Source organism: Burkholderia sp. YIM B11467 (genome assembly GCF_052952715.1).
In genome coordinates this window covers 25,894-45,496 of the sequence record NZ_JBQVSQ010000019.1, presented here as the reverse complement: position 1 = coordinate 45,496, position 19,603 = coordinate 25,894, and the positions used below count along the sequence as shown (strand labels likewise).

Sequence of the window (19,603 nt, the reverse complement as noted above, 5' to 3'; positions counted from 1 at the left end):
ACCGGCATGGCAGGCAATGTACGGCGTCGCGTTGCGGCAATAAAGCGGCTCGACGCGAATTGACTGGTGGGGCCAGCCGAACAATCGAGCCGGCGCCGTCAGCCGGCGCTCAGCCACGCGTTGGCGACCTCGCCGCCGAGGCCGTCGAGCGCGCCGTCGTAAACGATCCGTCCGCGCCCCATCACCGCGACGCGCCGCGCGAGCCGCGGCGCGAACTGCAGCCGCTGCTCGATCAGCACGATCGCGACGCCGTCGGCCTGCAGCGCGGCAAGGCACGCACCGACTTCGTCGACCGCGAGCGGCGCGAGCCCTTCGGCCGGTTCGTCGACGATCAGCACGCGCGGGCTGCCGGCGAGCGCACGGACCAGCGCGAGCACCTGCTGCTCGCCGCCCGACAGCCGCCCGGCTTTGACGTCCGCGCGCGCGGCCAGCAGCGGAAAGCGGTCGAACAAACGTTCGAGCGCCGCGCGTTCGGCCGCGCCGCGCGCGCCGCGCAGCCCGAGCCGCAGGTTGTCGCGCACCGTCAGCAGCGGAAACACATCGCGGCTTTCAGCGACGTAAGCAACGCCGTGCCGCGCGATCTCGAACGTGCGCGCGCCCACGCACTCGGCGCCGGCGATGCGCACCGAGCCGGCCGTGCGGACGAGCCCCATCACGGCCTTCGCGAGCGTCGAGCGCCCCGAGCCGTTGCGGCCGAGCAGCGCGAGCGTCTCGCCCGGCGCGAGCGCGAGATCGACGCCGTCGAGCACCGGCTGCATCCCGTACCACGCGCGCAGGCCGCGAATGTCGAGCAGCGTGCTCATGCACCGCCCTCGCCGAGATAGGCAGCGCGCACGGCCGGATCCGCGCGGATCGCATCGGGCGCGCCGGTCGCGACCACCGTGCCGCGCACGAGCACCGTGATGCGCTCGGCGAAGCCGAACACCGCATCCATGTCGTGCTCGATCATCAGCACCGTGCGGCCTTGCGTCGTCGCCCGGATCAGCGCGATCATCCGCGCCGCCTGCGCGCGGCTCATGCCGGCCGTCGGCTCGTCGAGCAGCAGCGTGCGTGCGCCGCTCGCAAGCGCGATCCCGAGATCGAGCGCACGCTGCTCCGCATAGCTCAGTTCGGCGGCCGGCGTATCGCGCCGCGCGTCGAGGCCGATGTCGTGCAGCACGCGCGCGGCCGCGAGATCGACCGACGCCGCTTCGCGCAGCCGGTTCCACCAGCGCCGCCGTTCGGCCGGCGCATGGAGCGCCGCGCAGCGCAGGTTGTCGAACGCGGTCAGTCGCGCGAACGCGCTCGTCTGCTGGAAACTGCGGCCGATGCCGAGGCGGCTCGCGACGACCGGCCCGCGCCCGCGCAACTCGACACCGTGCAGCACGACGCGCCCGCGCGTCGGCCGCGTCGCACCCGCGATCACGCCGAACAGCGTCGACTTGCCCGCACCGTTCGGCCCGATCAGCGCATGGCGTTCGCCGGCCGCGATGCTCAATTCGACGCCGTCGAGCACCGTCTGCGCACCGAAACGCTGCACGATGCCATGGAGCGCGATCGCGTTGCCGTTCATCGCCCGTCCTCCCGCTTGCCGGCCTGCCCGCCCGGCACGAGCCGCGCGCGCCAGCCCCACAGCAGCGTGCCGATACCGGCCGCCGAGCACGCGACGGCCCAGCCGGCCGGCGTATCGGCGTCGATGCCCCATGCTCCGAATGCAAGACCCGCGCCGTCGTCCTGCGCGAAGCGCCACGCATAACCGAGCTCGGCCGCGCAGACGATCGCGACGCCCCAGAACACGCACGCGCCGACGCCGCACAGCATGCGCCACCGCTCGGCCGCCGGCGCGTCGCGCCGCATTGCATGCGCGAGCACTTGCGCGATGCCCGCGATCCCGCCCGGCGCGGCTACGACGATCACGACGAACAGCACACCGAGATACAGTGCCCACGCGCGCGATACGCCCGCAACGACGACGCTCAGCGCGGTCAGCACGGCGGCGCCGGCCGCCGGCCCGAAGAACGCGCCGGTGCCACCGATCACCGCCGCGATCAGCACGGTCGCCGAGCGCGCCATCGACACGCTGTCGGGCGTCGCGATCTCGACGTCGATCAGCGTCAGCGTGCCGGCGATGCCCGCGAAAAACGACGCGCAAGTGACCATCGCGAGCCGCACGCGGCGCGGATCGGTGCCGAGCGCGGCGACCCGCACGGGGTTGTCGCGGACCGCGTTCGCGAGCCGCGCGAGCGGCGTGCGCGTCAACGCGTGCATGGCCCACGCCGACGCGACGCACCACGCAGCGATCACCGCATACGCGTGCGCCGGCGCACCGAAATGCCAGTTGCCCCACGGTGTGCCGCTCGCGCGATCGATCGGCACGCCGCCGATACCGCCGAACCACGCGGGCACGCTCCACGCGGCGGCCGCGACACATTCGCCGAGCCCGAGCGTGATCATCGCGAACGCGGTGCCGGAACGGCGCGTCGCGAGCAGCCCGGCGACGAACCCGCAGCCCGCCCCAGCCGCGCCGCCGACGAGCGGCAACAGCGGCAGCGGGCCGCCGAAGCGGTTGAACCAGTGCGCGGCCGCGAACGCACCGAGGCCCGCGAACGCCGCATGGCCGAACGACAGCAGCCCGGTCGTGCCGAGCTGCAGGTTGTACGACAGCGCGAGCACGACGAGCGCGGCCGTCTGCGCGAGATAACCGAGCACCGCGCCATGCGGCCACAGCCATGCGGGCAGCGCGACGCACGCGGCGAACAGCGCCCAGCGCGCGAGGCCGGCGAGCGTGCGGCTACGCATCGGCGCGCTCGCCGAACAGCCCGCGCGGCCGCGCGACCAGCACCGCGACCAGCAGCAGGTACGGCACCAGCGGCGCCAGTTGCGCGATCGACACCGCGGCCACGCTGTCGGGCAGCGCGAAACCGGCCCATAACGCGAGGTCGCGCAGCGACGTGTCGCTCGCGGCCGCGAAGGTCTGTGCGAAACCGACCGCGAGCGACGCGGCAAACGCGCCGCCGAGCGAGCCGAGCCCGCCGATCACGACGACCGCGAACACGACCGACCCGACGGTCTCGGCCAGCGCGGGTTCGATCACCGCCAGCGGCGCGCCGATCACGCCGGCCAGCGCCGCGAGCGCGGTGCCCGCGCCGAACAGGCCCGTCATCACGCGCGGCACGTCGTAGCCGAGCGCTTCGACGGCCGCGCGGTGCGTGAGCGCGGCACGCACGACGAGCCCGACGCGCGACACGCGCAGCAGCGCGCCGAGCGCGACCAGCATCGCGGTGGACATCCCCATCATGAACAGCCGGTAACGCGGCAGCGCGAGGCCGAACACGGTCACGGGCGCACCGTCGAACAGCGGCGGTACGGGTGCCGGCAGCGGCGCGAGACCCCACAGGAGTTTCGCGCCCTCGCCGATCAGGTAGGCGAGGCCGAAGGTCAGCAGCAGCTCGCTCGTATGGCCGCGAGCCTGCACGCGGCGCAGCAGCCAGCGTTCGCAGCCGGCGCCGAGCAGCCCGACCGCGAGCGGTGCGAGCACGAGCGCGGGCCAGAAACCCGCGCGCAACGCGATGCTGTAGCCGACATACGCACCGAGCATGTAGAAGCTCGCATGCGCGAAGTTGAGCACGCCCTGCACGCTGAAGATCAGCGTGAGGCCGGCCGACAGCATGAACAGCAGCAAGCCGTAACTGAGGCCGTTGAAGGCCTGGAGCGCGAACGCGTGCACCGCGCAGCGTCAGGCCGCGAGCGATTCGAGCGCGGCGCGCAGCGCGTCGGGCAGCGGCACGGGGCGGCGCGTGCCGCGATCGACGTACACGTGCACGAAATGCCCCTGCGCGGCGGGCGCGGCGTCGCCTTGCGCGAACAGCCCGATCTCGTAGCGCACGCTCGACGTGCCGAGCTTGACGACACGCAGCCCCGCGTCGACCGACTGCGGAAACACGAGCGGCGCGAAGTAGTTGCACTGCGTCTCGACCACCAGCCCGATCGTCTGCCCGTGCTCGACGTCGAGCACGCCCGCGCGGATCAGGTACGCGTTCACGACGGTGTCGAAGTAGCTGTAGTAGACGACGTTGTTCACGTGCCCGTAGACGTCGTTGTCCATCCAGCGGGTCGTGATCGGCAGGAAGTGGCGGTAGGCGTCGCGCGGACGCGGCTGCAGCTTGTCGGACATGGCGATGGCGGTCAGGACGAAGGGAGCGATGCGAACGAAGCGCGGCGGCCGTACGGCATGGCGCGCCGGCAGGAAGCGAAGCGCCGCGTCGCGATCGCGCGCGGCACGGTGGATGAAACCCTGCGCACGGGCCGGCCCGTCACTGCCCCGGCCGGTCGACGAACTCGAAATCGAGGCCGCGCGCGCGCATCCAGTCGGCGAGCGCGACGCCGGTGCCGGCGCGCCAAGGGCGCAGCAGCGGCGGATCGACGAGCTTGTATTCGAGCAGTTCCGGCGACAGCGCGACGGAGCCCGACGCGCGCACGTGGTACGCGATGATCAGTTCGTTCTTGCGGATGAATTCGTAGACGCCGACGAGCGACACGTGTTCGGCCTTCAGCGCCGTTTCCTCGAACACCTCGCGCGCGATGCCGTCCTCGGGCGTTTCGCCGTTCTCGAGGAAGCCGGTGATCAGCGCGAACATCCCTTCGGGCCAGGCCGCATTGCGTGCGAGCAGGATCTTGCCGTCGAGTTCGACGATCGCCGCGACGACGGGCAGCGGGTTATTCCAGTGCACGTAGCCGCAGGTGTCGTCGGGGCAGGCCTGGCGAATGCGGCCGCCTTCGTGTTCGGGATCGGCGCGCTCGGTCAGCGGGCTGGCGCAGCGTGGACAAAAACGGTAGTCGGCGGTGGTCATCGATGGAGACAGGGCGAACGGGGCCGCCTGCAGTGGCGGCCCCGTTCGCGCTCGGCGCGGGAAAGTCTCGATTCTAGCGAGTTTGCGCCGCGACGAGGCTTTCAGCGATGACAGGAAGAGCCGGCCGGAACGACGCGGGCGATTCGCCTGCCCTCGCCCCGGCCGGGCGACGCGCCGATGCGCATGCCCGACGCGCCGCGCCCTCCTTTCGGCATGCGGCGGCCTGCCGTCCCGCTCAGGCCGTCGCGGGCCGTCCGGATCGCCGGCGGGCCGGTCAGACCGCCCCGCCGGCGCGGACGGCGCCGGTCAGTCGCGGATGCTGCCGTAGTTGATACCGGCGAGCGGCATCCCGGCGTTGTTGCCGGTCGTGCTGCTACCCGTCACGTTGCCGAAGTTCAGGCCCACGAGCGCGCCGGACTGCTGCGCGTATCCCGGTGTCAGCACGACGCGGGTTTTCGTCGTCGAGCTGTCGATCCAGCCGAAGTTCGCGCCCGCCAGGCCGCCGAGCCGCGCGTAGTAGCCGCCGGAAACCGTGCCGGCCGACGACGACGATGCGATCGCCCCGCTGTTGAAGCCGACCAGGCCGCCGACGTAGCTATCGTGGCCGCCGCTCGCCGAACCGGTCGCGCTGGACCGTTCCACCGATGCGCCCATGTAGTTTTCGCCGACCAGGCCACCGACAGCGCTGCGGCGATCGGCCAGAACATCGCCGGACGCACTCGCCCCGGACACGCGGCCGGCGTTGAAGCCGATCAGGCCGCCTGCCTTGCCCGCACCCATCACGGTGACCGCACCCTTCGCGTCGGACTTGAGCACCGAACCCGTGTTGCGGCCGACCAGCCCGCCGGCGATGCTGTCGAATGCGGTCCAAACCTCGCCCGCTGCCGACGATCCGTCGATGACGCCGCTGTTGGTTGCCACGAGGCCACCGGCGACGCTCGAGATGTCGCCCGCCACCGAACCCGTCGAAGCGGATACTTGCACAGTGCCCGCATTAACGCCGACCAGCCCGCCGGCCTGCCCGAGCATGCCTGCCACCACGGTGCCGCGCGCCGACGATGCGCGGATCGCGCCGTCGTTCACGCCGACGAGGCCGCCCGCCGTTGCGTAGTCGCGTGCGAAGACGTCGCCGCTCGCGGACGACGCGAGCACTTCGCCGGTCGCCGCATTGCGGCCGGCAAGCCCGCCCGCGATGCCGTTCGCGCCCACCGCGACGTAGCCGTTCGCGCTCGACGCATCGATCTTGCCGACGTTATGGCCGACCAGCCCGCCAGCCACGCCGGCAGCGCCTGCCTCCACGGCGACGCTGGACGTCGATTCGCGGACGCTCGCGAAGTTGGCGCCCACGAGGCCGCCGACGTTCGACGCACCGGCCATCACCCGACCGGCGGCCGCCGACGCATTGACGACGCCACGGTTTTCGCCGACCAGCCCGCCCACACGAGCACTGTCGCTTGCCGCCACGATGCCCTTGAACCCGGACGCGTCCACCCGGCCCGCGTTGTAACCGACCAGACCACCCACCGATGCGTTGCGTGCGGCCCGCACATCCGCGGCGGCCGTCGATGCGTCAATCGCACCGCCGTTGTTGGCGCCGGCGAGGCCGCCGACACGGGCGCCGGTGCCGAGCGCGGTCACGGTGCCGGTGACCGTCGACGCATCGACCCTCCCGCGGTTGTCTCCGACCAGCCCGCCTGCGCTGCCGCTCGACGAACTGACGACCTGGACGTCGGCACGGCTGTTGCGGATCATCGCGTCGTCGAGCGAGACGAACGCGATGTTTTCACCGGCCAGGCCGCCGACGTTCAGCGCATCCCGGCCGCCGTCGACACGCCCCGCCACGGATGCGCGCTCGATCGTGCCGCCGAAGTTGCTGCCGACGAGGCCGCCGACGATCGCGTGCCCGTCGCCGCTTACGGCGACGTTGGTCGCCTTCACGTCCGAGATCGTGCCCATGTTGTAGCCGGCCAGCGTGCCGACGCTGACGGGCGACCAGTAGGACGGCACGACCGCGCGCGTCGACACCTTGTCCAGCTCGAGGTTGGCGATGCGGCCCGCGTTGAACGCGAACAGGCCGACGGCGTTGCCGCCCTGATTGGAGATCGACAGATCGCCGATGGTATTGCCGAGGCCGTCGAACACGCCGTCGAACGTACCGTTCGCGCCGATGCTCCGGAACGCCGCGCCCTTCCCGTCGATCGCGTTGCCGAGCACGTAGTGGCCTCTCAGGTTGCGATCCACGTTGCGCAGGCCCGCGACGTCGTGGATCACCTGATACGCTTCACCGTTCGACGAGAACGACGCATCGCGGCCCGACAGCGTCACCGACGCGTTGTCCTGCGTGAACCGGTGACCCTTCGTCGAATTCAGTTCCAGTCTTGCCTGCTCGCCTGTCAGCGCCAGTTTGTCGTCCACGCGAATCTCGCCTGCCGCATTCGCCGACACGCCCGCTTTTGCGCCGCTCGCCGTCAACGATTGCTTCAGCGCGACGTCGCCCTTTTGCGACGTGAGCGTCAATGCATGATCGCCCGTCCAGTTCACCGCGCCGTTTACCGTCAGATCGCCTGCCGTGTTCGTCAACGCGACGTTCGTCGTGTTCAACGCACGCGACAGCGTCGTCGCACCGATCGCCACGTCCGCATTATCGACGTTCGTGTCCGTCCCATTGACCGTCGAAACGTGCTGCGTGCCGTCCGCATGCCCCACGTTCGCATTCGCCGCTTCGATCGTCCACGTACCCGTGCGGCCCGACGCGCTGCGTGTATCGACTTGCGCCTCGCTCGACACGCGAACCCGCTCGCCGCGCGTCGTCACCGCGCCGCCAGCCGCGTTCAGCTTCCCGTCGACCTGCACCAGCCCGCCATCCAGCACGATCTTCCCGTCGCGCGTGCTCAGCCCTTGCGCTTCGATCGTCCCGCTGTTATTCACCACCGCGTTCAGCAAACCGTTCGCCGCGCGCGCCGTCATCAGCACCTCGCCGCCGTCCGCCTTCAGCAGACCGCCGTTATGCGCTTGCGCATCCATCGCGCCGCCTTCCACCTGCAGGTTCAGCAGGCCGTTGCCGTCGAAGTTCACGGTGAACGCGTCACCCGCGCCCAGCGCCACGCGGCCAGCCTGCGCACGGATCACGCCCGTGTTCGACACCCGCGCGCCCAGCAGCGCCACGCTGCCGCCTTCGGCCGCCGTGATCGTCCCCGCGTTTTCCACCGACTGGCCCGACGCGCCGGCAAACCGGTAGTTGCCTGCAAGGAAATCCTTGTCCGACACGTCCTTCGTCGATGCCACCAGACCGCCCACGTTCACCTGTGCGCCCGCACCGAACACCACGCCATTCGGGTTCACCACGAACACCTTGCCGTTCGCGTCGATCCGGCCGTGAATCTGGCTGCCGTTCGTGCCGATCACGCGGTTCAGCGCGATCGACTTGACGTCCGGCTGCTTGAACGACACGCGCTCGCCGCCACCCACGCTGAAGTCCTGCCAGTTCGTGATCAGCTTGTCCGTGTGCTGGTTGATCGACATCGTCTTGCCGTCCGCCGACGTCGCGATGTCGGCTTGCCCCGACGCCACCGCACCGCCCGTCGGCAACGCGTAGGCGCTCGTTGCCGCCAGACCAAGCAGCGACACCCCCGCCGCCAGCAGGCGCTTGCCGCCCGTCTTGCCGCGACGGCGCGCGGTTTCGCTCACCGCACACCAGCCGCCCTGCGCTTCGTTCCATACCAGCGAGTAGGCTTTATTCATTTGGAATCCTCTTCAATCTACGTTTCAACCGGCCCGTCTTCGACGGACCTCCGATCACGCCACCCGGCACCGCCGGGCAGCCTGAACCCATACGCCCGACAGGCATGCCGTCGACCCTGCACGTCGCCGAACGGATACGCGCAGGGATCGACCCGGCATAGCCAGTCGATTTGCATACCTGGATGAATTTAAAAATGGAGGGCGGCAAGAAGCGATTCGCGGCCTGCCTCGCGGAGGTCGACATCACACGTACCGGGCACGCCGGCATCGCTTCGTTCGACACGGGAAAGCCGGCCGCGGCTCGATTACCGCCCTCGAGGAGCGGGATGGGCGGGCGGCGGCACCGGGCCGTGCGCAACGCCACACCCCGCGTTGACGCGGATTACCGCTTGCCGTCGATCATGCCGATATTCAAACCGGTGAACGGTTCAGTCGATGCCGCGCCCGTCGTATGGCTCGATTCGATGATTCCCGCGTTGACCGCAGCGAAACCGCCGAGAAACACCGGCCGCGCCTGCGCCGCGTATTCGACCTTCGAACTGGTCCGCGACGAGCGAATCGTGCCGCCGTTACCGCCCACGAAACCGCCGCCCAACGAAGCCATGCTCGACACCGTGCCCGACGATTGCGAATCGGTGATCAACGCCTCGTTCCACCCGGCAAACCCGCCGATGAAGCGCGCGCCGACAGCCGCCACGCTGCCGAACGCCTTCGAGTCGCTCACGATGGCGTCCCGGCCCTTGTTGTAACCGACCACGCCGCCCACGTAGCTGTCGCGCTCCGCGGAAACGTTCGACGTCGAGCTCGACGATGCAATCGTGCCGCGGTTCTCGCCGACGAGCCCGCCGATCCTGTTGTCCAGACCGCCGTGCACCGATCCGCTCGATCGCGAGCCCGAGATCTTCCCGTCGTTGATGGCCACGAGCCCTCCGACAATGCTGTCGTTGCCCGCGCTCACGTTGCCTTCCGCCACGCCGTCGCGAATCGCACCGGTGTTCTTGCCGACCAGGCCGCCGACGACGCCGTGCGCGGCATCGGTCACGCGCCCCTTCGCCGATACGTCGGCGAGGACGCCGCCGACGTTCGCGCCCGCGAAGCCGCCAACCGCGGCCGCCCCGCTTCCGCCCACGTTGCCGAACGCCTGCGACCGGCTGATCTCGCCGCCGTCGTTGCTGCCGACGAACCCGCCGATGGTGCTGCCGGCCTTCGCGGAGACGTTGCCGCTCGCCGTTGCATCGCGGATGGTGCCGTCGTTGCCGCCGACCAGACCGCCGACCTTTGCCCCGGACGCTGCGCTGACGTTGCCGCTCGCCGATGCATCGCGAATGGTGCCACCGTTGTTGCCGACCAGACCACCGACCATCGCCCCGGACGTTGCGCTGACGCTGCCGCTCGCCGACACGTTCGACAACACCGCACTGACGTTCCAGCCGACCGCGCCACCGATATAGCCCTCTTTACCGGCCGACACGGCCATCGACGCATTCGAGCGATCGATCGCGCCGCCGACCGTGAAGCCGACCAGGCCGCCCGCGAACGTGTTGTCGCCCACCGACAGCTTCCCGCTGCTCGACGAATCCGTTACGGTCGAGTTCCAGTTCGTGCCGACGAGGCCACCCACTATGTACATGCCGACCGACGACGACCCCTTGCTCACGATCTCGGCGTCGACGCGGCTGTTCGCGATTCGCGCACCGGAGACGTTCTGGCCGGTTATCCCGCCCACCGACATTGCCCTGCTGTAGCCGGTGATACGCCCCTGGAAGCGCGCGCCGTCGATGACGCCGCCGTCGTTCACGCCGACGAGCCCCCCGACATCGTGCCGGCCCCGGTCGGCGGACGAGGACGAGACGCTCATCCCCGTCGCGCGGACGTTCGAGATCGTCCCGCGGTTGTAGCCGGCCAGGCTGCCGACCATCGAATCGCGAGCGTTCGACGCGCCGCTCACGGCAAACGAATCAAGCGCGAGATTGGCGATGCGCCCACGGTTCTCGGCGAACAGCCCGACGGACGGGGTGCTCCCGGTGACATACAGTCGCGAAATCGTGTTGCCAAGGCCGTCGAATACGCCGTCGAACGAACCGTTCGCACCGATGCTCTGGAACGCCCCGCCCTTGCCGTCGATCGCGTTGCCCAGCACGTAGCGGCCCGTCAGGTTGCGGTCCACGTTGCGCAGGCCCGCCACGTCGTGAATCACCTGATACGCTTCGCCGTTCGACGAGAACGACGCATCGCGGCCCGACAGCGTCACGGATGCGTTGTCCTGCGTGAACCGCCGGCCCTTCGTCGAGTTCAATTCCAGTCGTGCCTGCTCGCCTGTCAGCGCCAGCTTGTCGTCTACGCGGATCTCGCCCGCCGCGTTCGCCGATACGCCCGCTTTTGCGCCGCTTGCGGTCAGCGACCGCTTCAGCGCGACGTCGCCCTTGTTCGACGTCAACGTCAGCCCGTGGTCGCTCGTCCAGTTCACCGCGCCGCCCACTGTCAGGTCGCCCGACGTGTTCGTCAGTGCGACGTTCGTCGTGCCCAGCGTGCGCGACAGCGTTGCCGCACCGATCGCAGCGTCCGCGCCATCGACGTTCGCGTTCGCCGACTCGATCGTCCATGTGCCCGTGCGGCCCGAAGCGCTGCGTGTATCGACCTGTGCATCGCTCGACACTTGCACTCGCTCGCCGCGCGTCGTCACCGTACCGCCTGCAGCGTTCAGCTTGCCGCCGACCTGCACCAGACCGCCATCCAGCACGATCTTCCCGTTGCGCGCGCTCAGCCCTTGCGCCTCGATCGTCCCGCTGTTGTTCACCACCGCGTTCAGCAGGCCATTCGCCGCGCGCGCCGTCATCAGCACTTCGCCGCCGTCCGCCTTCAGCAACCCGCCGTTGCGCGCCTGCGCATCGATCGCGCCACCTTCCACCTGCAGGTTCAGCAAACCGTTGCCGTCGAAGTTCACGTTGAACGCGTTACCCGCGCCCAGTACCACGCTGCCGGCCTGTGCACGGATCACGCCCGTGTTCGACACCCGTGCACCCAACAGCGCGACGCTGCCGCCTTCGGCCGCCGTGATCTTCCCGGCGTTCTCCACCGACTGCCCCGATGCACCGGCGAACCGGTAGTTGCCTGCAAGGAAATCCTTGTCCGACACGTCCTTCGTCGACGCCACCAGCGCGCCCACGTTCACCTGCGCGCCCGCGCCGAACACGACGCCGTTCGGGTTCACCAGGAACACCTTGCCGTTCGCGTCGATCTGGCCGTGGATCTGGCTGCCGTTCGTGCCGATCACCCGGTTCAGCGCAATCGACTGGCTCGTCGGCTGCTGGAACGACACGCGCTCCCCGCCCGCCACACTGAAGTCCTGCCAGTTCGTGATCAGCTTGTTCGTGTGCTGGTTGATCGACATCGTCTTGCCGTCCGCCGACGTCGCGATGTCGGCTTGCCCCGACGCCACCACACCACCCGTCGGCAGCGCGTAGGCGCTCGTCGCCGCCAGACCCAGCAGCGACACCCCCGCCGCCAGCAGGCGCTTGCCGCTACCTGCCTTGCCGCGACGGCGCGCGGTTTCGCTCACCGCGCACCAGCCGCCCTGCGCTTCGTTCCATACCAGTGAATAGGCCTTATTCATTTGGAATCCTCTTTATTTGATATTTGAATGCTCGCGGGAAACGAGCAACCGATCACGCACGCTCAGAAATACTGAGCGGCCTGAACCCATACGCTCGGCGAGCGAGCTGGCGAATCGCTCCCCCGGCCGAGCGGCAATGCGGCCGTCAGCGTGACTTGCCGCTTCGTGCCATACCAGCTCGCGCCGACACCCGCCGCCTGCATGTGCTGCGTGTTCCGTTCGTGCGTCCACGGATGCCGGTTGACCTGCACGCCCCCCGCATCGACGAACGTGCTGACCTGCCAGCCGGGCGCGACGAGATAACGCAGTTCCGCGCTCGCCTGCCAGCCCTGGTCGCCGCTGCCTTCGCCCAGCGCATACGCGCGCACGCCGTAAGGGCCGCCCAGACTGAATTTTTCGGATGAGTCGAGATTGCGCGACGCGAGCTGTGCGCTGACTTGCCCATACAGCTGGAACCGGCCGCCCAACGCCTGAATCCGCTGCGCATTCAGGTTCAGCTTCGCGAAGCTGCCGATCGCCTTCGTCAGTTCGTTCGCTGCGAAAACATCGTTGCCGCGCAACCGTCCGACGCCGAACATCACCGAGAAGCCGCTGCGGCCGCCGCCCAGCCAGCCGTCCTGGTTGTTGCCGCTGAGCCCGACGGTCCACAGGCCGATGTTCTTGTCATTGCGGAGTTCGAGCGCGCCGTATTCGTCGCGCAGGTTCTTGTTTTCGTATTGAACCTGCGCAGTGAGGCTGAAATCACGTCCACGCACAAGCGGCTGTACGACATATGCGGTCTGCACGCTGGCACGCCCGCTCATCTCGAGATCGGAAAACCGCCCGGCGACCCGGTAATGCACCGATGAATATGCGACGCCGACCCGCGTGGACGCAGGCCCGACCGGCACCTGATAGGCTGCACGGTAATAGCGTTGCCGTTCGTCGGTGCCGAGCCCGCGCAGGCTCAGCCGATCGCCGAGCCGCAACGGCGCATTGACGTCGACGCTGCCGCCGACGCGGTAGCGCCCCGTCGATACCGCCCCGAAGTTGTCGAATTCGAGCGACCCGGACGCGGGCGCCGCCCGTTCGGCCTCGACGACGAGATCGGTCGTGCCGGGTGCTTCACCCGGGCGCAGCGTGCCGCGCGCGCCGACGCCCGCCAGATCGTCGAGCAGCAGCAGGCTGCGCTCGAGGCTGGAGCCGCGCACGACGTCGCCCGAATGCAACGTGGATAGCGGCTGCCGCAGCACCGCATCGAATACGCGGGAATGGTTCTGGATCTCGATCTTGCCGTAGCGCCCTTCGGCGACTTCGATACGCACGACACCGTCCTCGATGTCCTGCTTCGGCAGGTAGGCGCGCGCAAGCACGTAGCCGCGCTCGCGATAGTAGGCGGTGATTCGCTCGGCCGCGCGCTGCAGGTCGGCGAACCCGAGCGTGTCGCCGGCGAGCCCGGCGACGAGCGCCTGCAGCGTGGCGCTGTCGAATACGGTGTTGCCGCCGACCTCGAACGCGCGCACGACGATGCGCGGCCCGGCTTCCGGTGGCGGCTGCGCGGCGCTTTCGGACGGGACGATCTCGAGATCGGGGGCGGCTTCCGGCGGCAGGGCCGGCCGCGACGTTTCGACGTCGCGCATCGTCGAGCCGGCGTTCGGCACTTGTGCGTGCGCTTGCCCAGGCAGGCTCGCGGCGCCCGCGCCCCACAACAGCGACAGGCACAGCGCAAGGTTGCCCCCTCTGATTGCATGTCGCAAGCCACCGGATTCGACGGCCACGGCCCGCGAGCCGGCCACGCGAGGATCGGCGACGAGGAAAGCGCCGACGTCGTCGCGAAAACGGACGACGATTCTTGTTTGAACTTGATCTGCCCACATACGCCACAGCATCCGAAGTCGAACCGCCGGAACACTCCAGCGATCAATCTATTCGGCGGATGCTACAGACAGACATTCCCGATGTATGTAGATCAGGTACGAAATTTGGGCGGCACCTTTCGGTCAAATCGCGTCACGTACGAAGTCATGCCGGATAAAATACAGCAATCCTATTCAATTACCCGGTCCCGCATCGACATCGACCATAAAGGCCCGCACCTTTCCATGTAGCCGGCGAGGCAACACCCGTCGACGCGGCACGCGATCCGCCGGCGCCGACGATCAGGTTCACGGTCGCCGACGCGCGGCAGCCGCCGCGATAACCGCGAACCCCGCCGCCCCGGCCAGCAGCGTCGCGGCCGCGACCCACAGGGCCGGCGTGAACGATCCATATCGCGCGACCAGCGGCGCCGCCACGAGCGGTCCCGCGATCTGCCCGATGCCGTACGAAGCGGTCGCATAACCCATCAGCCCGGCCGCACGCTCGCCATGCAGGCGGCGCGCCTCGCGCATCGCGAACAGCGTGATCGCGGTGAACGGCAGGCCGAGCAGCACGCAGCCGAGCGAAAAACCCGCTGCATTGGGCCACACGATGCCGGACCCGATACCGAGCGCCTGCGTCGCGCAGCCGAGCGCGAGCAGCAACCGGTTGTCCCAGTGCCCGGGCAGCCGCGCGGCGGCGAGCGCGCCGACAATCAGCGCCGCGCCGAACATCGGCCAGAACAGGTCGGGCCACGGCGAGCCCGCCGGCAGCGCGGCGCGCGCGATCACCGGCAGGAAGGTCGCCGTGATGATGTAGCCGAAGCCCGGCATCCCGTACAGCACGACGAGCCATACGGCATCCGCGCGATGGCGGCGGGCGGTGTCCGGCGCGGCCACGGCCGCTGCGTGCGGCACAGCGCCGGACGGCAGCGAGCTCGCCGCCGCCGGCACGGCGAACGTGCGCCAGATCGCGACCGACAGTACGATCGACAGCGCCGCGAAGCCGAACCAGCCGAGCGCCGCGCGATGACCGGCCAGCGCGCTGCCGACCAGCCCCGTCAGCACGATGCCGACACCCGGCCCCGCGTAGATCACGCCGCTCCACTCCGGCGCATGCAGTTCCGCGAGCCGGCGCAGCCCCCATTGCGACACGAACACGAACGTCCACGCGCTGACCACGCCGGCAACGAAGCGCACCACGAGCCACAACGGCAGCAGATGCCCGGCGCCCATCGCGGCCGTGAGCAGCACGGTGGCCGCGAGCCCGAAGCGGACCATCCGCGCGGGCGCGACGTGCAACGCCGCGCAACTGACCGCACCGGCGAAGTAGCCCGCGTAATTCGCCGATGCCAGCCAGCTGCCGGCCTTCAGGCCGATCGAGCCGTCGGCGAGCATCAGCGGCAACAGCGGCGTGAACGCGAAGCGGCCGACGCCGAGCGCGACGGCCAGCCCGATCATGCAGGCCAGCGCGGCCGTACGGGCGTGGCGGTCGGCTTCGTCTGACGAAAGCGCGTGGGCAGCGGGCGGTGCATCGAAACGGGACATGGCGGCAGCGCGGGCCGCCGCATGCGATGCGCCGGCCGCGACGAGGATCGGGATGGCGTCATCCTAGCTTGACCGATCGTTCTCGAAAAATGAATAATTAAGAATCCAGTCATCCTTTGGAGAGAATCATGGACCTGGCGGCGCTGGCGATTTTCCGGGCCGTCGTGCGCGAGAACGGCGTGACGCGCGCGGCGGCGAAGCTCAATCGCGTGCAGTCGAACGTGACGACGCGCATCAAGCAACTCGAGGAAGAACTCGGCGCGGCGCTGTTCGTTCGCGACGGCCGCCGGCTCGTGCTGACGCCGGCCGGGCACACGCTGCTGCCGTATGCGGAGCGCCTGCTCGCGCTCGCCGACGAGGCGCGCGACGCGGTGCGCGAGGATACGCCGCGCGGGAGGCTGCGGCTCGGCACGATGGAGAGCACGGCCGCGAGCCGGCTGCCGACCGTGCTCGCGCGCTATCACCATGCGTGGCCCGACGTGTCGCTCGAACTCGTGACGGGCACGACGGCCTGGCTGATCGAGAAAGTGCGCGCGTTCGAGATCGACGCCGCGCTGTTCGCACGCCCGCCCGCGCCGGACACGCTGCCCGACACGCTCGACGTGGTACCCGTGTTCAGCGAAGAACTGGTGCTGCTGACGCCGCGCGGCCATCCGCCGGTGCGCACGCCGCGCGACGTGATCCTGCCGACGCTGATCGCGTTCGAGCGCGGTTGCACGTACCGCAAGTACGTCGAGCAGTGGTATGCGGCGCACGGGCTGAAGCCGGCACGGGTGCTCGAACTCGGGTCCTACCACGCGATCGTCGCGTGTGTCGCGGCCGGCGCGGGCGTCGCGGTCGCGCCGCGCTCGGTGCTCGACCTGCAGCCCGAGATCGACCACATCACGGCGCATGCGATTCCGGAATTCGAACGGATCGATACGCTGCTGGCGTGGCGGCAAGGTTATGCGTCAGCGGCGCTCGCCGCGCTGCGCGACGCGCTTGGGGAGGCCGGGCGGCAGCCGGACGCGGTAGCGAAACCGCGCGTGGCGCAACCGGCCTGACGCGACCCGCCAACCGACACGCGACCGCGCACTCGCGCACCGCTCGATTGCGGGCCGGACAGGGTGGCGGATCGCCCCGTTCAGCGTGCGTAAACGCAAAACGACCCGACCGGCACCCATGCCGGTCGGGTCGTTTCATGCGATTCCGTCGATAGAACCGCGCGGTACCGGACGGCGCGCTGCCCTCTCGGGCACCGCGCCGGTCGGGCCGATCAGAGGCGCTCTTCGACCCAGCCCTTGACGCCAGCCAGCGCGCCCGGCAGGTTCGCCGGCTCGGTGCCGCCAGCCTGCGCCATGTCCGGACGGCCGCCGCCCTTGCCGCCGACCTGCTGCGCGACGAAGTTCACGAGCTCGCCGGCCTTGACCTTCTTGCTCGCGTCCGGCGTCACGCCCGCGATCAGGCTGACCTTGCCGCCTTCGACGGCCGCCAGCACGATCGCCGCGCTCTTCAGCTTGTCCTTCAGCTTGTCGACCGTTTCGCGCAGCGTCTTCGCGTCCGCGCCGTCGAGCGTGGCAGCCAGCACGTACACGCCGCCGATTTCGACGGCCTGCTGCACGAGTTCGTCGCCCTGGCTCGATGCGAGCTTCGACTTCAGCGCGCCCAGTTCCTTCTCGAGCGACTTCACCTGCTCCTGAACCTGCGCGATGCGCTGCGTGAGTTCCGACGGCTGCACCTTCAGCGCGGCCGCCGCTTCGTTCACGCGGGCGTCGAGATCCTGCACGAAGCGCACCGCGTTGTCGCCGGTGATCGCCTCGACGCGGCGGATGCCGGCCGCGACGCCGCCTTCGACGACGATCTTGAAGAAGCCGATGTCGCCGGAGCGGTGCACGTGCGTGCCGCCGCACAGTTCGCGCGAGAAGCCGAGGTCGAGCACGCGCACTTCATCGCCGTATTTCTCGCCGAACAGCGCCATCGCGCCGCCCTTCACCGCTTCGTCGTACGGCATCACGCGCACGATGCCCGGCGCGTTCGCGAGGATTTCGTTGTTGACGATCTGCTCGACGCGACGGATTTCGTCGTCGGTCATCGGCGCGTTGTGCGCGAAGTCGAAACGGGTTTTTTCCGCGTCGACCAGCGAACCCTTCTGCTGCACGTGCGCGCCGAGCACTTCGCGCAGCGCCTTGTGCATCAGGTGGGTGGCCGAGTGGTTGCGCTGCGTGCGGGCGCGGCGGTGCGCGTCGATTTCCGCGCGCAGCACGTCGCCGACCTTCAGCGTGCCCTGCTCGAGCGAGCCGTGATGACCGATCACGTCGGCCTGCACCTTCAGCGTGTCGGCCACCGCGAAGCGCGTCGACGCATTCGCGAGCACGCCCTGGTCGCCGACCTGGCCGCCCGATTCCGCATAGAACGGCGTGTGGTCGAGCACGACGACCGCATCCTGGCCGGCCTTCACTTCAGTGACGGACGAACCGTCGACGTACAGCGCGACGACCTTCGCGTCGTCGAACGCGATTTCCTCGTAGCCGTGGAAGGTGGTCTTCGCGCCCGTGTACTCGAGGCCCTGCGTGGCCTTGAACTTGCCGGCCGCGCGCGCCTGCTCGCGCTGGCGCGCCATCGCGTCGTCGAACGCCGGCTCGTCGACCGTCATCCCGCGCTCGCGGCACACGTCGGCCGTGAGGTCGAGCGGGAAGCCGTAGGTATCGTGCAGCTTGAATGCGAGTTCGCCGTCGAGCACCTTGCCGCCCTTCGCTTCGACGTCGGCCAGCGCACCCTCGAGGATCGACATGCCGTGCTCGATCGTCTCGAAGAAACGCTCTTCTTCCTGGCGCAGCACGTCGGTCACGCGCTGCTCGGCTTCCTTCAGCTCCGGATACGCGACGCCCATCTCGGCGACGAGGTCGGCCACCAGCTTGTGGAAGAACGAACCCTTGCGGCCGAGCTTGTAGCCGTGGCGGATCGCACGGCGCACGATCCGGCGCAGCACGTAGCCGCGGCCTTCGTTGCCGGGAATCACGCCGTCGACGATCAGGAACGAGCAGGCGCGGATGTGATCGGCGATCACCTTCAGCGAGTTGTTGGTCAGGTCGCTGATCTCGGTCACGCGCGCGGCGGCCTTGATCAGGTTCTGGAACAGGTCGATCTCGTAGTTGCTGTGCACGTGCTGCAGCACCGCGGCGAGGCGCTCGAGGCCCATGCCGGTGTCGACCGACTGCTTCGGCAGGCGCGTCATGTTGCCCTGCGCGTCGCGGTTGAACTGCATGAACACGAGGTTCCAGATCTCGATGTAGCGGTCGCCGTCTTCTTCAGGCGACCCCGGCGGGCCGCCCCACACGTCCGGGCCGTGATCGTAGAAGATTTCCGTGCACGGGCCGCACGGGCCCGTGTCGCCCATCGTCCAGAAGTTGTCCGACGCGTAACGCGCGCCCTTGTTGTCGCCGATCCGGATGATGCGCTCGGCCGGCACGCCGACTTCCTTCGCCCAGATGTCGTACGCCTCGTCGTCTTCCTGGTAGACGGTGACCCACAGCTTTTCCTTCGGCAGCTGGTAGACCGTGGTCAGCAGCTCCCACGCGAAGCGGATCGCGTCGTGCTTGAAGTAGTCGCCGAACGAGAAGTTGCCGAGCATCTCGAAGAACGTGTGGTGACGCGCCGTGTAGCCGACGTTCTCGAGGTCGTTGTGCTTGCCGCCCGCGCGCACGCTGCGCTGCGCCGTCGTGGCGCGCGAGTACGGGCGCGGGTCCGTCCCGAGGAACACGTCCTTGAACTGGACCATGCCCGAGTTCGTGAACATCAGCGTGGGATCGTTACCGGGCACGAGGCTCGACGAGCGAACGATCGTATGGCCCTTCGATTCGAAGAATTTGAGGAATTTCTCGCGGATTTCGGCAGCTTTCATGGCGTGCGGGGACGGTCTGGCAAAGACGGCTTCAAACGCCGGCGCCCTTGGCGGGGCGTGCGGCGGCATGGATTCGGAAACGATCGATTATACGGGATCGGGGCCGGCTTCCGGGCAAAGCGCCGGCAAAGCGGCCCGGCCGGCCGGATGGTCCGGC

At 69.3% G+C, this 19,603-nt stretch carries 12 protein-coding genes; 1 reads left to right on the top strand and 11 read right to left on the bottom strand.

The window, feature by feature from the left end; genetic code table 11:
* Positions 1-98 precede the first annotated feature (98 nt).
* The 10 genes from ACTRWB_RS36490 to ACTRWB_RS36445 all read right to left on the bottom strand — a co-directional run bounded on the left by ACTRWB_RS36490 (position 99) and on the right by ACTRWB_RS36445 (position 15,566).
* Positions 99-803, bottom strand: a complete 705-nt coding sequence (locus tag ACTRWB_RS36490; protein WP_446904770.1) for an ABC transporter ATP-binding protein — start codon at positions 801-803, stop codon at positions 99-101.
* Positions 800-1,552 (bottom strand): ABC transporter ATP-binding protein, encoded by a 753-nt coding sequence (locus tag ACTRWB_RS36485; RefSeq protein WP_446904769.1) that lies wholly within the window; start codon positions 1,550-1,552, stop codon positions 800-802. Before ACTRWB_RS36485 ends, ACTRWB_RS36490 begins: the two co-directional genes overlap by 4 nt.
* Positions 1,549-2,778 (bottom strand): branched-chain amino acid ABC transporter permease, encoded by a 1,230-nt coding sequence (locus ACTRWB_RS36480; RefSeq protein ID WP_129514342.1) that lies wholly within the window; start codon positions 2,776-2,778, stop codon positions 1,549-1,551. Before ACTRWB_RS36480 ends, ACTRWB_RS36485 begins: the two co-directional genes overlap by 4 nt.
* The gene (locus ACTRWB_RS36475; RefSeq protein WP_446904768.1) at positions 2,771-3,706 is read right to left on the bottom strand and encodes a branched-chain amino acid ABC transporter permease; all 936 of its coding nucleotides are present in this window, start codon (positions 3,704-3,706) and stop codon (positions 2,771-2,773) included. The genes ACTRWB_RS36480 and ACTRWB_RS36475 overlap by 8 nt, the downstream gene beginning before the upstream one ends.
* Before the next feature lie 9 nt (positions 3,707-3,715).
* Positions 3,716-4,153 carry an acyl-CoA thioesterase gene (locus ACTRWB_RS36470; RefSeq protein WP_446904767.1) on the bottom strand — a complete coding sequence of 146 codons (438 nt, stop codon included), beginning with the start codon at positions 4,151-4,153 and terminating at the stop codon, positions 3,716-3,718.
* 139 nt (positions 4,154-4,292) lie between these two features.
* Positions 4,293-4,829 (bottom strand): NUDIX domain-containing protein, encoded by a 537-nt coding sequence (locus tag ACTRWB_RS36465; protein ID WP_446904766.1) that lies wholly within the window; start codon positions 4,827-4,829, stop codon positions 4,293-4,295.
* Positions 4,830-5,135: 306 nt separating this feature from the next.
* Positions 5,136-8,570 carry a two-partner secretion domain-containing protein gene (locus ACTRWB_RS36460; protein WP_446904765.1) on the bottom strand — a complete coding sequence of 1,145 codons (3,435 nt, stop codon included), beginning with the start codon at positions 8,568-8,570 and terminating at the stop codon, positions 5,136-5,138.
* A 382-nt stretch (positions 8,571-8,952) separates the two neighbouring features.
* Positions 8,953-12,183 (bottom strand): two-partner secretion domain-containing protein, encoded by a 3,231-nt coding sequence (locus ACTRWB_RS36455; protein WP_446904764.1) that lies wholly within the window; start codon positions 12,181-12,183, stop codon positions 8,953-8,955.
* Positions 12,184-12,245: 62 nt separating this feature from the next.
* The gene (locus tag ACTRWB_RS36450) at positions 12,246-13,919 is read right to left on the bottom strand and encodes a ShlB/FhaC/HecB family hemolysin secretion/activation protein (protein ID WP_446904763.1); all 1,674 of its coding nucleotides are present in this window, start codon (positions 13,917-13,919) and stop codon (positions 12,246-12,248) included.
* 408 nt (positions 13,920-14,327) lie between these two features.
* Complete coding sequence (locus tag ACTRWB_RS36445; protein ID WP_446904762.1) at positions 14,328-15,566, bottom strand: YbfB/YjiJ family MFS transporter; 1,239 nt, start codon at positions 15,564-15,566, stop codon at positions 14,328-14,330.
* A gap of 128 nt (positions 15,567-15,694) precedes the next feature.
* Between ACTRWB_RS36445 and ACTRWB_RS36440 the strand changes: the two genes are divergently transcribed.
* Positions 15,695-16,609, top strand: a complete 915-nt coding sequence (locus ACTRWB_RS36440) for a LysR family transcriptional regulator (RefSeq protein WP_446904761.1) — start codon at positions 15,695-15,697, stop codon at positions 16,607-16,609.
* Positions 16,610-16,821: 212 nt separating this feature from the next.
* On the opposite strand, the gene alaS is transcribed toward ACTRWB_RS36440, so the two are convergent.
* Positions 16,822-19,446, bottom strand: a complete 2,625-nt coding sequence (gene alaS / locus ACTRWB_RS36435) for an alanine--tRNA ligase (protein ID WP_446904760.1) — start codon at positions 19,444-19,446, stop codon at positions 16,822-16,824.
* Between the last annotated feature and the right edge of the window lie 157 nt (positions 19,447-19,603).